Below are 13,379 nucleotides of genomic sequence, written 5' to 3'. Positions count from 1 at the left end.
GGGCATTTCGGTCGTAACGGAATGACGGGGGTCATCCGAGCACGGGGATTCAGGGGGAGGTGAGGGCGTCGAGCGTGGTACTGCTACCTCACGCACCGTCCAGCGTCGCGGTCGCGCGCAGGCGCCTCGGCTCGGAGCTGACCGCCTCGGGAGTCGGCGAGTCGGTCGTCGACGACGCCAGTGTCATCGTGAGCGAGCTGATCAGCAACGCCCTGCGGCACGCGCGCCCGCTGCCCTCCGGACAGGTCCGGGTCACCTGGACCCGGCGCGGCGACCTCATCGAGATCTCGGTGAGCGACGGCGGCGCCACGACCGAGCCCCGGCGCGGACCGGGCACGCTGTCCTCGCTCGGCGGGCGCGGGCTCGGGATCGTCGAGACGCTCGCCGAAGGCTGGGGCGTCCGGCGCGAGGACGGGGCCACCACGGTGTGGGCCCGGCTCTACGCGCCGCGGTTCAGTCCCGAGTCGCGCATGGCCGCGAGCGCCGTGCCCGATTTCAGGGAGTTCGCGGACCTGCCCGAGCCCTTCGGCGGACCCGATCCGGACGCCCCCGGAGCCGTCCACCACGAAACATCGGCAAGTCGGGCATACCCCGGCTAGTCGGACAGCAGCTTCACCTTGTATGGTCCTCTTCAAGCTCGGGCGCTGTCGTGCCCCCGTCGACACCGCCCGAGCTATCCACGTCCGGCCCCTGGTCCTCCCAGGGGCCGTTTTTCTTTGCTTCTACGGCCCGTCAGGTGGCGAGTTTTGCCAGCTCAGCGAGCGGTACGTTGACGACGGAGCGTGTCTGTGGAGCGGCGAGCGAAAGGGCGTGCTGTTCCGCCCAGCTCACGCTGCGGCCTTAGCGCGGGCGTTGGCGGATTGGCTCGGGTGGCCTCCTCCCGAGTCCGCGGCACCAGCGCCTCGCGGAAGGTCAGGCGGCTGGGGCGTCGCGGAGGATGGGACAGGACATGCAGCGGGGGCCGCCTCGGCCGGTGCCCAGCTCGCTGCCCGTGATGCGGATCACTTCGATCCCGGCGGCCTCGAGCTGGGAGTTCGTCTCCACGTTCCGCTCGTAGGCGACACAGACGCGTGGCGCCACGGCGAGCGTGTTGTTGCCGTCGTCCCACTGCTCGCGTTCGGCCGTCACCGGGTCGAGGCCGGTGTCGATGACCTTGAGGCGGTCCAGGCCCATGGCCTCGGCGGCGGCGTCCAGGAAGAGGCGCGGGCCGGAGACGCGCAGGTCGCCGTTCGACGCCGTGACGGTGAACGCCTCCAGCGAGTAGGCGACCGGCGGGTACATGACGACGGTGTCGACGTCCACCATCGTGCAGACGGTGTCGAGGTGCATGGTCGCGCGTTCCTGCGCGATCGGGACGGCCAGGACGGTGTGGGCCAGCCCCGCGGCGAAAAGCTGCCGGGCCAGCCGCTCGACGCCCGCCGGGGTCGTCCGCTCGCCGGTGCCGACGGCGACGACGCCGGGGCTGAGCAGCATGATGTCGCCGCCCTCGACGTGTTCCATGGACGGGTCGTACACCGGCTCGACGCCCGCGAAGCGCGGATGGTGCCGGTAGATCAGGCCGGTGAGCGCGGACTCGTTGCGGCGGGCGGGCATCGCGAAGCTCGTCAGCGCGACGCGGTCGCCGACCCACGCGCTGGAGTCGCGCGTGAACAGCAGCCCGGGCAGCGGGTCGATGATGAAGTCCAGCTCGTCCATGAGCCGGTAGACCAGCCCGTGCGCGGACTTCAGCTCCTCGTGCGCGAGGCCCGCCACGAGCGTGTGGGCGAGGTCCTCGGGGTGCAGGTCGCGCAGATGGCCCTCGACGACGCGGCGGAGCTGGTCGCCCCAGCGATGGTCGTCGATCACCTGCGCGATCGCCTCGTCCCGCGCGGCCTCGAACTCCAGGGCGTCCTGGAGGAGCTCGGAGACGTACAGGACCTCCACGTCGCGGTCGCGGAGCGCCTGGGCGAACGCGTCGTGCTCCTCCTGCGCCCGGCCCACCCAGGGGATCGCGTCGAACAGCAGCTTGGCGCTGTTGCGCGGCGTCAGCCGCTTGAGCTCGGCCCCCGGGCGATGCAGCAGGACGGTCCGCAGCCGTCCGACCTCGCTGGTGACCCGGTGTCCGTTCGTCGTCTGCGTCACCTTTCGCAGTCTATGCGCGCATGATCCGTTCTCACCGCCCCGGTCCGGCGGGGCCGTGCTCGGCCCGGTCGGCGGCGGTTCGCGGCGGTTGGCGGCGGCCGGTGTGGCTGGTCCGGCTGGTCCCGCCGGTCCGGCCGGTGCGGCTGGTCGCGCCGGTCCGGCCGGTGCGGCTGGTCGCGCCGGTCCGGCCGGTGCGGCTGGTCCGGTGGCCGCGGAAAACCAGTCGAGATTCGGCGGACGGCTCCGTACGCTCGTGCACATGATCCTGGCGGCCGGCACCTCGAAGCTCGCGAACTGCGGTTCGCTGAGCTCGGTGTCGGCCGTCCTCCCCCTCGACGGCGGCGTCCGAAGCTGACCCCTCTCCGTGCCACCCCGGAGAACCAGCGGAGAGGGGTGGCCCCCCACGGCGTGCGTGCGCGATGACGCGCACGCGCGCGGTTCTCACCGGTACGGACGAGTGAGAACGGAAGAAGACCATGGCCAAGGAGCTGTACGAGCGGGCCAAGCCGCACCTCAACATCGGCACGATGGGGCACGTCGACCACGGGAAGACCACCCTCACCGCGGCGATCACCCGGGTGCTCGCCCAGCGCGGGCTCGCCTCCGCCGTCCCGTTCGAGGGCATCGACCGGGCCCCGGAGGAGCGCGACCGCGGGATCACCATCAACATCGCGCACGTCCAGTACGAGACCGCGACCCGGCACTACGCGCACGTGGACATGCCGGGCCACGCCGACTACGTGAAGAACATGATCACCGGCGCGGCGCAGATCGACGGGGCCGTGCTGGTGGTGTCGGCGCTGGACGGCGCGATGCCGCAGACGCGCGAGCACATCGTGCTGGCCCGGCAGGTCGGCGTCCGGTATGTCGTGGTCGCCCTGAACAAGGCGGACGCGGTCGAGGACACCGAGCTGCTCGACCTGGTCGAGCTGGAGATCCGCGACCTGCTGACGGAGTACGGGTTCCCCGGCGAGGAGGTCCCGGTCGTCCGGGTGTCGGGGCTGCGCGCGCTGGAGGGCGACCCCTACTGGACGGCCCGGATCGGCGACCTGCTCGACGCGATCGACGACTACGTGCCCGTGCCGGAGAGAGTGCTCGACCGGCCGTTCCTGCTGCCGGTGGAGAACGTACTGACGATCACCGGGCGCGGGACCGTCGTCACCGGCGTCGTCGCGCAGGGCGCGCTGAGGGTCGGCGACGCGGTGGAGGTCGTCGGTTTCGGCGACACCTTCGGGACGGTCGCGACCGGCCTGGAGACCTTCGGCCGCACCATGGACCGCGCCGAGGCCGGGGACAACGCGGCGGTGCTGCTGCGCGGCGTCCGCCGGGACCAGATCCGGCGCGGCCAGGTGATCGCGGCGCCCGGCTCGATCCGTCCGCACGGCCGGTTCCGGGCGCGGGTCCGGGTGCTGGCGGCGGCCGAGGGCGGACGGAGCGGACCGTTCTTCCACGGCTACCGGCCGCAGTTCCACTTCCGCACCACCGACGTGGTCGGCGGCGTGGACCTCGGCGGCGAGGGCGCGATGGCCCTGCCCGGCGACTCGGTCGAGATGACCGTGGACCTGGGCCGTCCGGTCGCGATGGCCGAGGGGCTCGGCTTCGCGATCCGCGAGGGCGGCCGCACGGTCGGGGCGGGGACCGTCACCGGCCTGCTCGACTGACCGCTGGGAGCAGGCCCGGCTGCGGGCCCGGGCGCTGGTCCGGCTGCGGGTCCGGCTGAACGTCGTTGAGGCGTTTCGGCTGGGCCGCCGGTTTCGCGGCGCGAGCGCTGGGTCAGGGGGCCTGCCGTCTTTCGGGACGGCGGGCCCTCTGGCTTTGTCAGCGGTTAGTGCTTGTTGTCGGGCGCGTTATCGCCGCCGGTTCCGGAGCCCGGGCCCTTTCCGGAGCCGTCTCCGCCTCCGCCTCCGCTTCTGCCTTTCCCGTTCCCCTTGCCGTTGCCGCCGCCGCCGTTGCCCTTGCCGTTTCCGTTGCCGTTTCCATTCCCGCTTCCGGGAGGCGTGGACTTCTGGCCCTTGGGCGGCTGGCCATGCGGGTTGCCCTCATGTCCGTTGCCGTTTCCTTGGGGCACCTTGTCCTTGCCGGAAGGCTTTCCGGTGGTCGGCGAAAGGGAACCGGGGGTGTTCGGGCCGTGACTGCCGGACGGGTTGACGGGGGTGGTTCCGGACGACTCTTCCGTCCCGCCGTGGCTCCGGCTCAGCGACGGGCTCGGCGAAGGGTGCGGACGGTCGGGGCCTTGGCCCGGCAGGTGTCCGGTGCTCGCCGCCAGGGCCACACCGCCCAGCGAGGCGGCGGCCAGTGCGACGACCGCCGCCTTGACCGTGAGCAGCCGCTTCAGCCCACGTCCGCGTCCCGGGCCGGGGTTGCGACCGGGGCTGGGGCCGCCGACGCGATGCCGTCCGTGCGCCGCAGGCAGGTCCTGAGTCGGAGGCAGGCCTTGCGCCGGGGGCAGGATCTGCGTCGCAGCGATCGGCGGTTCGGGTTCGGTCACCGGAACGGGCGCGGTCGCCGCGGCGGAGTCCGCTGCGGCGGCTGCGGAAGCCGAGCGGAAGGCGGCGACTGCGGCGTCTTCGCCGGACAGCTCGTTCGGGCGCCCGGATGCGGCGGCGGCAAACAGCAGCGCGGTCAGCGGATCCGCCGCGTTCTGCGTGAGCTCGGGCGTTGAGCCGCTCCCAGCTGCACCGAAGGCCGTGCCCGTGCCCGCGCTGGTATCCGTTCCGGTCGGGCCGAAAGTGCCGCCCGCGTCGGACGGACTCGACGCCGGTTCGGCGGACGCGGCTGCGGCGGAGAGGGCGTCGAGGAGGCGTTCGGCGGCCTCCGGTGTGAGTTCCTCGTCGGGGTGCCGGTCGTTCATCGGCTCTCCTCGGGCATGGCGGAATCGGCGTCCGGTCCGGGACGGAACGCGACCTCCATGCTCATGCTTCTGTTGTACCCGACGATCACCGTCGTGCGACGCCCGCGGACGTGCGGTACAGCTGGATTCCTTGGTGGCGCCGCAAATCCTCCCCGAGATCCGGAAATGCCGTAGGGGCGAGGGCGCAGAACACTTCCGGGGAGATCGGATGCCGAAATCGTGTTTCCGTTCACGCCTGGCGGAAGTGTTGTATCAACGTCCGGAAGTGTCGGCTGATAAACGCGTTTCGCGTCGAACCGAAGCGCGCTCGGATACGCGCTCGGAGGCGCGGGAGATTCGGTTGGGCGAGTGCCGGGCGCTGACGGACGGGCGGAAAGCGCGTCCTGATGGGCGCAGCGCATCAGTTTGCGGCCCGGCCGAGCGTTCAGCGGGGCGCAGTAGGCGGAGGGGCGCGGTTCGGCGGGCCTGCGTGTCGGGTTCTTCAGCCTGAACACCTCCTTCCGGTGAGCGGGTCGCGGATCCTCGTCCGTGCTGGTCGGGACGGGGTCAACTATCTTCTTCAGCGCCGCGCGGGGCGGTGGCGTCACCCGGAGCGGCAGGGGTCCGGCCGTCCGCGCGCACGGACGCGGCGGTCTCGCGCGGGCGCGCGAGCTGGTCGGCCAGCCGGCGCAGGCCCCGGTAGGCGGCCGTACGGACGGCGCCGGGTTTCTTGCCCAGCACCCGCGCGGCCGCGGGCGCGGACAACCCGAGGACGACCCGGAGCATCACCGCCTCGCCCTGGTCGGCCGGAAGGCCGGCGATCATGGCGAGCGCCCGGTCGGTGGCGAGGCCGTCCATCGCCTGGGCGGCGGTGTCGGCGTCGGCCGGCATCGTGACCAGGTCGTCCACCGGGAGATCGGCCACCGGACGCCGGGACCGGGCGCGCAGATGGTCGAGGGCCCGGTGCCGGGCGACGGTGGCGGCCCACCCGCGGAACCCGTCGATACCGCCCTCGAAACCGTGCAGATCACGAGCGATCTGGAGCCACGCCTCGGAGGTGACGTCGTCGGCGTCCTCGCCCGCGAGGACCCGGACGTAGCGCAGCAGCCGGGGCTGCACATCCCGGTAGAGCAGGCGAAACGCGGCCTCGTCACCCGATCTGGCCGCCGCCACGGCGCGATCGAGCGGGCCGTCGTCGGTCTCCGCCGCTTCGTTCACGCCCGCCATTCTGCAATCAGTTGGGCGGTGGTGTGACACATGCGAACCGATCGGCGCTGAACCCCTTGAGACCGCGAACGCCCCCGGCGGCGCCCCCGTCACGCCGGACGCGGTCCCGCGCGGGGTCACCGGTTCCCCGGCCGGTGACCCCGCCACATCCCTCGTGACGGAGCCCATGGACAGCAACACGATCTACCGCGAAGACCCGGCGGGCCTGCCGACCGCGCCGGTCGGCTCGTCCGCCGCGCCCGCGACGCTGCCCGCGTCGGCGGCGATGCCCGCGTCCGCGACGCTGCCCGCGCGCGCAGCGGTATCCGCGCCCGGCGACCGGGGGACGTTCGCAGGTGACGGCCCGATTCCCGGCGACACGCTGTTGCACGTCCCCGCGGAGAGCGCGGCGGCGCCCGCGTTCACTGACCCTGGCACCGCGACCATGCACGCGCCCTCCGGAACGGCAACGCACGTGCTCCCCGCGCCTCTCACGCCGACCGCCCCGGGCGTCCCAGCCACGTCGGGCAGCGGCGCGCCTGACGCTCCGGTCGAGTCCGCGCCCGTCTTCGTTGATCTTTCCGGACGGCGGCGGCGCCTCGGCCGGCGCATCGGGATCGCTTGCGGGGCTCTTCTCGCGGCCTTCCTGGTCGCGATGGGCATCGGTGTGGCGACCGGCGCGAGCGTCCCGGGGACGCCGTGGAAGGCGGTTCCGGGCACGCAGCACCATCACAAGAAGGCGAAGCCCCCGGCTCCGCGTCCCAAGCAGGTTCCGCGTGGCCAGATCCGGCCGGGCGAGCGCACGCCTGTGACCGGACCGTCCGGAACGTCCGGCCGGACGGGCGGGGGCCAGAGCCCGAGGCCCAGCGGCAGCAACACCTCGTCGCCCTCCTCGTCGAAGCCCTCCTCGTCCAGCACGCCGAGCACGACGGCGACGCCCACCACGTCGCCCACGCGCACGCATCCCGGTCGAGGCAAGGTGACACCTCCGGGCCAGACCCGCCGTCCGAAGACGGCGGCGTGACCCATGGAGCCCCCCGAACCCCCGCCGTCGCCCGCCGACGCGCACGGTCCCACCGACGACAGGGCAGGTCGTCGGCGGGACTCCGCCAGCGCGCGCGGGCGGCGGCGGGCCAATCCCGCCGGACACCCGAACGCCCACCCGCCCCTCGGCCGCCCCGACGACCGCGCGCCGTACGGCCACGCCGACGACCGCACGCCATACGGCCACGCCGACGAACGTGCGCCGTACGTCCACGTCGACGAGCGTGCGCCGTACGTCCACGCCGACGAGCGCGCGCCTTACGGCCGTCCCGACGAGCGCGCGCCTTACGGCCGTCCCGACGAGCGCGCGCCTTACGGCCGCTCCGAGGAAGGCGCGCCCTACGGACGTCCCGAGGAAGGTGCGCCCTACGGCCGACCCGACGAGCATGGGCCGTCCGGACGGCTCGATGGCCGCGCGGTGGACGGACAGGGCGCTTATCCGCCGTCCCTAGAACTGGGCTCGCGCGAGCAAGGTGACGAATACGGCGCGCCGAGGCACGCGTTTCAAGCGGCGGAGGGCTGGCCGGACGGGCGGGAGACGCGTCAACCGGAGCCTCCCCGGCAGGACGCGCGCACGCCGAAGAGCGGCGGGCAGGCTCCGAACTCGCCGCGTGGACGGGCTCGGAAGCAGCGGCGTGGCCGTGGCGGGTCGGCGGCGGAGCGGGCGCGGGAGCCGCGCGGGCACTGGGTGTTGATGGCGCTCGGCAGCCTGGCCCTGATCACGTTGCTGCTGCTGGACGGGTTCGCGAACGGCGCGGTCGGGGAGTCGCCGAAGCACGAGCCGAAGCACGAACCCGCCCCCGCACCGGCGGACGTGATGTCCGGCGGACCGGTGGTGAACCTCGCGGGCGGCACCCCGCACAGCCTGCGGACGCCGCCGAAGACGATCGCGCTGACCTTCGACGACGGCCCGGATCCCAAGTGGACGCCGAAGCTCCTCGACGTCCTGAAGCGGCACGGCGCGCACGCGACGTTCTTCTCGATCGGCGCGCACATCGCGCAGCAGCCCGCGATCGTGAAGCGGATGCTCGCCGAGGGCAACGAGATCGGCTCGCACACCTACACGCACGTGGACATGGCCAGCGCGCCCGCCTGGCGGAACCGCCTGGAACTGGACCTGACGCAGCGCGCGCTCGCGGGGGCCGCCGGGGTGCACACCCGGCTGATCCGCATGCCGTACTCGTCCGTCCCGAACGGGTTGACGGCGCCCGAGTGGCGGGCCGCGCAGCAGGCCGGGAAGGACGGCTACCTCGTCGTCCTCACCGACCGCGACACCGAGGACTGGCAGAAGCCGGGCGTCGACAAGATCGTCCAGGCGGCGCTGGCGGCGGAGAAGGGCGGCCGGGGCGCGATCGTGATGCTGCACGACGCGGGCGGCGACCGCACCGAGACGGTCGCCGCCGTCGAGCAGATGATCGTGCGGCTCCAGGCGCGCGGCTACCGGTTCACGACCGTCTCGCAGGCGATGGGCCTGCCGCCGGCGGACGTGCCCGCCACCGGGTCCGAGAAGGCGATCGGGTGGACGCTGGTCGCCGCGCAGCGCACGGCGTCCGCGCTCACCGGCTGGATGCAGCTGCTGTTCATGATCGCCGGGGTGCTGTGCGCGGTGCGGCTGGCCGTCCTGCTGGTGTTCGCGCACGTCCACCGGCAGCGGGCGCGGCGGAGCCGGCTGCCCGAGAACCTGCGGGCTCCGTCGGGACCCGGATCCGCGCTGAACGCTCTGGGCGAGCCCACCGGCCCGGACGCGCCGCCCTCCGTGACGGTGATCGTCCCCGCCTACAACGAGGAGGCCGGGATCGCGGCGACCGTCCGGTCGCTGCTGGACACCGACTATCCCGGCCCACTCGAAGTGATCGTCGTGGACGACGGCTCCACCGACCGGACGGCCGAGATCGTCGAGCGGCTCGCGCTGCCGAGCGTCCGGCTGATGCGCAAGCCCAACGGCGGCAAGCCGGGCGCGCTGAACGTCGGCATCGCCGCCTCGTACGGCGAGATCCTGGTGCTGGTGGACGGCGACACCGTGTTCCAGCGCGACACGATCCGCAACCTCGTCGCGCCGCTCGCCGCCGATCCGTCCGTCGGCGCGGTCAGCGGGAACACCAAGGTCGCCAACCGGCGCGGGCTGCTCGGCCAGTGGCAGCACCTGGAGTACGTGATCGGGTTCAACCTCGACCGCCGGATGTTCGACGTGGCGCGCTGCATGCCGACGATCCCCGGCGCGATCGGCGCGTTCCGCCGCCGGACGCTGGTGTCGGTCGGCGGCGTCCCCACCGACACGCTCGCGGAGGACACCGACCTCACGATGGCGATCTGCCGCGGCGGCTGGCGCGTCGTGTACGCCGAGCACGCGCTCGCCTGGACGGAGGTGCCGTCCTCGCTGCGGCAGCTCTGGCGGCAGCGGTACCGCTGGTGCTACGGGACGCTTCAGGCGATGTGGAAGCACCGCGGGGCGCTGGTCGAGCGCGGTCCGTTCGGCCGCCGCTGCCTGATCTACCTGACGGCCTTCCAGGTGATCCTGCCGCTGTTCGCGCCCGCCGTGGACCTGTTCGCCCTGTTCGGCCTGTTCTTCATGGACCCGGTCGCGCCGATCGCGATGTGGGCGCTGTTCGCGGGCGCACAGGTCGCCGCGGGCGGATACGCGCTCTGGCTGGACGGCGAGAAGCTGCGCCCCCTGTGGACGATGCCGCTCCAGCAGGTCGTCTACCGGCAGCTGCTGTACCTGGTCGTCGTGCAGTCCGTGGTGACGGCGCTGCTCGGGACGCGGCTGCGCTGGCACACCATCCGGCGGACGGGGACGTTCGGCGACGCCGGACTCGGCCTCGGCCGCGACACCGACCTCGGTCCCGGCCCCCCGGCCGGGATCGCGGCCCCCTGATGCCGGCCCGGAGGAGAGCGGGGCCTCCGACCGGCACCGCCCGCGAGCGTCCACCGGTCGCCGCGGGCAGGGGGGAACGCGGGAGGGACGCCGTCCGGAGCTGCGGCGTCCCTCCCGCCCACTCGCCTCTGCCTCCGGAACCCCGCCGGCCCCGCCCTGCCTCTGGGGCCCCGCCGGCCCCGCCCTGCCTCTGGGGCCTCCGCCGGCCCCCCTCAAGCGGGCGTCCCGCCGCTGCTCAGACGAGCGCCCTCGGTCGTCCAACGGAACTTCCCTGTGCTCAGGCGGGCGTCCTCGGCTGCTCAAAGGGGCGACGTCCGCCGATCAAAGGGGCGGTCTTCGCTGCCCGCGCAGGCTTCCCCGCTGCTCAGGCGGCCGTTCTTCCGGCCCCTGGGCTGGCTCCTTTGCCACTGGAGTCGCGTTATGCAACGCGGCACTTGAGATGTCGTGTCCCGTCACCTGAGCTGCGGCGTCCCCTTGCGCCACTCGCCCGGATGACGGGAGATGTGCGGTAGAGCGTCCAAGAGGACGTAGGTTGTCCGAGATGGTCGTCCCGTTCTGCTGGCGAGGTCGATCTTGATGTGGTGGGATTCCCCCAGACCCCCGCTGATCCCCTGATGGAGTACGTGTGCGAGCCCCCCGCGCTCTGATTCCCCTGGTCGCCGTCTGCGGCGCCGGCGTCGTGGTCGCTCTGGCAGGTGCCGGAGCGGCGATCGAGAAGAGTCCGGCCCTCGGGTCGACCGACGCCGCCCGGCCGCAACGCGCGAGCGCCGAAGGACCCGTCTCGGTCACCGCCGTGACCTGGGACGTCTGCGGCGACGCCGAGCCCGGCTGCCCGCTCGGCGGCGACCCCGCCGGGCTCGTCCGCCGGATCGACCGGCAGCTCGCCGGGACGGCCGTGGCGGGGAGGGCCGTCCAGCCGGACGTCCTGCTGCTGCAGCGGGTGTGCTCCGAGCAGGTCCGGTCGCTGAAGGCGCTCGGCAGGCTGAAGTCCTGGAGCTGGACGTTCACCCCGCAGCCCGCCGCCGACGACCGGACGGAGCGGACCTGCGTCAACGGCCAGGGCCGCCTCGGTCTCGCCATCGCCACCCGCGAGCAGCTCACCGAGGTGCACCACGCGGGCCTGCCGTCCCAGCCGGGGCACGGCCGGACCGCGGTCTGCGGAACGGTCCAGGCGTGGAACGCGCGCGTCTGCACCGCGCAGCTCAGCTCGTCCGAGCCCGATGACGACCCGGACGGCTCCTGGCGGCCCAAGCAGATCCAGACCCTGCTCGGCCTCGCCGACGCCGACCGCGTCATCATCGGCGGCGACTTCACCGACAAGCCGCGCGCCCGCTCCCTGGACTCCCTCTACAGCATCTACTCCGAGTGCGGCGGCGATCGCGCGGGCGCGGCGACCCGGCAGGACGCGTCCGGCAAGGCGACCGAGAAGACCGACTACCTCTTCGCGACCCGCTCGGCGACGCTCGCCTGCGGCGTCCCGGCGACGCCGGTCCGCTCGTCCGACCACCGTCCCCTGGCCGCCACCATCCACTTCGCCTGACCCACCCGCCCGCGCGCACGAGCCCCGCGCCCGCCGCCCCGTGCGCGCGCACGAGCCCCGAGCCCGCCGTCCCATGCGCGAGCCCACTTGTTTGGAGGCGTGTGCGGAGGTCAGTGGACGGAGCGGTCCTCGTTCTTCCAGTAGGGAGCGCGTAGGTCGCGCTTGAGGACCTTTCCGGTGGGGTTGCGCGGGATGGCGTCGCGGAATTCGACCGAGGTGGGGCATTTGAAGTGGGCCAGCCGGGCCCGGCAGTAGTCGATCAGCGCGTCCGGGGAGACCTCGCCGGACGCGACGACCAGGGCCTTCGGGGTCTCGCCCCACTTGGCGTCCGGGACGCCGATGACCGCGCAGTCGGTCACCTGGGGATGGCCCATCAGGACGTTCTCGACCTCGGCCGGGTAGATGTTCTCCCCGCCCGAAATGATCATGTCCTTGACCCGGTCGTGGATGTAGAGGTAGCCGTCCTCGTCCAGGTAGCCCGCGTCGCCGGTGCGGAAGAAGCCGTCGGGGAGCAGGGCCGCGCCGGTGGCGTCCGGCAGGTCCCAGTAGCCGAGCATGTTCTGCGGCGTCCGGCAGAGGATCTCGCCGACCTGGCCCGGCGGCAGCTCCTCCAGCGTCGCGGGGTCGGCGATGCGCAGCTCGCAGGCCGGGTACGGGATGCCCGCGCTGCGCAGGCGCGCGGCGTGCGGGCCGTCCGGGTCGTGGTCGGCGGACGGCAGGTAGGTGATCGCCCCGGTCGTCTCCGTCAGGCCGTAGACCTGCATGAACCGCGTGCCGGGCAGCATCTCCATCGCGCCGCGCAACACGTCCTCGCTGATGGGGGACGCCCCGTACAGCAGCAACCGCAGGCTGCTCATGTCGTGTGCGGCGACCTCCGGGATGAGTCGCATGAACCGCAGCAGCGCCGGGACGAGGAAGATGTGCGTCACCTTGTGCCGCTCTATCGCGCGCGCGATGAGGAGCGGGTCGGGTTCGCGTCCGATCACGCCCGTCAGGCCGTCGAACACCGTGCAGACCGTGAGCACGGTTCCCGCCACGTGGTACTGCGGCATCGCTACCATCAGGACGGTCGAGTCGTCCAGGCCCCAGAGTTCTTGGGTGAGCGGAAGCGCCGTGACGAAATTGTCGTGCGTGAGCAGGACGCCCTTCGGCCGACCCGTCGTGCCGGACGAATAGAGCTGCACGAACACGTCCGCTGGTTTCGCCTCGTGCGCGGGCGGTGCGGACGCCTCGGACGCCAGCCACTCCTCGTAGGCGGGTCCGATCACCAACGTCTTCTTCGTGTGTTCGAGACGGCCGCGCAGTTCGTCCAGCATGGGGACGAAGTCGGGGCCGACGACGAACACTCGTGCGCGCGCGTTGGAGACGATGAACGCGACCTCGTCGGCCGCGAGCCGGTAGTTCACCGGAACCAGGGCGGCCCCGATCCGCGCCGCACCGAACATCAGCTCGGCGAACTCGACGGAGTTCTTGTCCAGGATCGCGATCCGGTCGCCGGGCCCGACGCCGGAGGCGGCGAGCGCCGCCGCCACCCGGTCGACGCGCTCGTCGAACTCCCGGTAGGTGACCGCCCGCGCTCGCCCGGAAGGCGCGTCGCCGTCGCGCGCGACCGCCGGACCGTCCGCGTGGAAGGCGACCTTGCCCGGGTGTTCGCGCGCGCGTGCGCGGAGAATCTCGGTCAGCACCGGCATGGATCCGCTCCTCTCGCCGACGGCCCGCCCGCGCCCACCACCGCGCGGCGGTGAGGGCATCATCGGGCCATC

Annotated in this window: 11 protein-coding genes; 4 read left to right on the top strand and 7 right to left on the bottom strand. The window is 73.0% G+C overall.

All coding sequences use genetic code 11. The features are described 5' to 3' along the window. Positions 1-74 precede the first annotated feature (74 nt). Entirely contained in the window at positions 75-599 is a 525-nt protein-coding gene (locus ACFPCY_RS14680; RefSeq protein ID WP_378255351.1) for an ATP-binding protein, read from the top strand. 313 nt (positions 600-912) lie between these two features. On the opposite strand, the gene ACFPCY_RS14675 is transcribed toward ACFPCY_RS14680, so the two are convergent. Next, on the bottom strand, positions 913-2,121 hold the full coding sequence (locus ACFPCY_RS14675) for an arginine deiminase (RefSeq protein WP_378255349.1): 1,209 nt from the start codon (positions 2,119-2,121) through the stop codon (positions 913-915). Between the two features lie 31 nt (positions 2,122-2,152). Next, positions 2,153-2,380: a hypothetical protein gene (locus ACFPCY_RS14670; RefSeq protein WP_378255347.1), complete on the bottom strand. Its 228-nt coding sequence runs from the start codon at positions 2,378-2,380 to the stop codon at positions 2,153-2,155. Between the two features lie 217 nt (positions 2,381-2,597). On the opposite strand from ACFPCY_RS14670, the gene tuf reads away from it, so the two are divergent. After that, complete coding sequence (gene tuf, locus ACFPCY_RS14665; protein WP_378255345.1) at positions 2,598-3,782, top strand: elongation factor Tu; 1,185 nt, start codon at positions 2,598-2,600, stop codon at positions 3,780-3,782. 164 nt (positions 3,783-3,946) lie between these two features. On the opposite strand, the gene ACFPCY_RS14660 is transcribed toward tuf, so the two are convergent. The 4 genes from ACFPCY_RS14660 to ACFPCY_RS14645 form a co-directional block, all read right to left on the bottom strand. Then, on the bottom strand, positions 3,947-4,972 hold the full coding sequence (locus ACFPCY_RS14660; RefSeq protein ID WP_378255343.1) for a hypothetical protein: 1,026 nt from the start codon (positions 4,970-4,972) through the stop codon (positions 3,947-3,949). A 546-nt stretch (positions 4,973-5,518) separates the two neighbouring features. Beyond that, positions 5,519-6,178: an RNA polymerase sigma factor gene (locus tag ACFPCY_RS14655; RefSeq protein ID WP_378255342.1), complete on the bottom strand. Its 660-nt coding sequence runs from the start codon at positions 6,176-6,178 to the stop codon at positions 5,519-5,521. A 183-nt stretch (positions 6,179-6,361) separates the two neighbouring features. Further along, entirely contained in the window at positions 6,362-6,595 is a 234-nt protein-coding gene (locus ACFPCY_RS14650) for a hypothetical protein (RefSeq protein WP_378255341.1), read from the bottom strand. A 291-nt stretch (positions 6,596-6,886) separates the two neighbouring features. Then, positions 6,887-7,111, bottom strand: a complete 225-nt coding sequence (locus ACFPCY_RS14645) for a hypothetical protein (RefSeq protein WP_378255339.1) — start codon at positions 7,109-7,111, stop codon at positions 6,887-6,889. 73 nt (positions 7,112-7,184) lie between these two features. Here ACFPCY_RS14645 and ACFPCY_RS14640 point away from each other — a divergent pair, with 73 nt between their 5' ends. Next, complete coding sequence (locus ACFPCY_RS14640; RefSeq protein ID WP_378255337.1) at positions 7,185-10,076, top strand: glycosyltransferase; 2,892 nt, start codon at positions 7,185-7,187, stop codon at positions 10,074-10,076. 625 nt (positions 10,077-10,701) lie between these two features. After that, positions 10,702-11,616 (top strand): endonuclease/exonuclease/phosphatase family protein, encoded by a 915-nt coding sequence (locus tag ACFPCY_RS14635; protein ID WP_378255335.1) that lies wholly within the window; start codon positions 10,702-10,704, stop codon positions 11,614-11,616. A gap of 110 nt (positions 11,617-11,726) precedes the next feature. Here the strand turns inward: ACFPCY_RS14635 and ACFPCY_RS14630 are convergent, their stop codons facing one another. Then, positions 11,727-13,307, bottom strand: coding sequence for a long-chain-fatty-acid--CoA ligase (locus tag ACFPCY_RS14630; protein WP_378255333.1), 1,581 nt, complete (start codon positions 13,305-13,307; stop codon positions 11,727-11,729). Positions 13,308-13,379: the final 72 nt, after the last annotated feature.

Source organism: Actinomadura gamaensis, from assembly GCF_042652125.1.
Lineage (GTDB): Bacteria > Actinomycetota > Actinomycetes > Streptosporangiales > Streptosporangiaceae > Spirillospora > Spirillospora gamaensis.
Note: the sequence above shows the minus strand (reverse complement) of the source record. Positions and strands in the feature narration are given on the sequence as shown.

Bases quoted from the DNA above. Each gene is read 5' to 3' on its own strand.
- tuf (WP_378255345.1), top strand. From the start codon at position 2,598: ATGGCCAAGGAGCTGTACGAGCGGGCCAAGCCGCACCTCAACATCGGC.
- ACFPCY_RS14660 (WP_378255343.1), bottom strand. From the start codon at position 4,972: ATGAACGACCGGCACCCCGACGAGGAACTCACACCGGAGGCCGCCGAA.
- ACFPCY_RS14655 (WP_378255342.1), bottom strand. From the start codon at position 6,178: ATGGCGGGCGTGAACGAAGCGGCGGAGACCGACGACGGCCCGCTCGAT.
- ACFPCY_RS14640 (WP_378255337.1), top strand. From the start codon at position 7,185: ATGGAGCCCCCCGAACCCCCGCCGTCGCCCGCCGACGCGCACGGTCCC.
- ACFPCY_RS14630 (WP_378255333.1), bottom strand. From the start codon at position 13,307: ATGCCGGTGCTGACCGAGATTCTCCGCGCACGCGCGCGCGAACACCCG.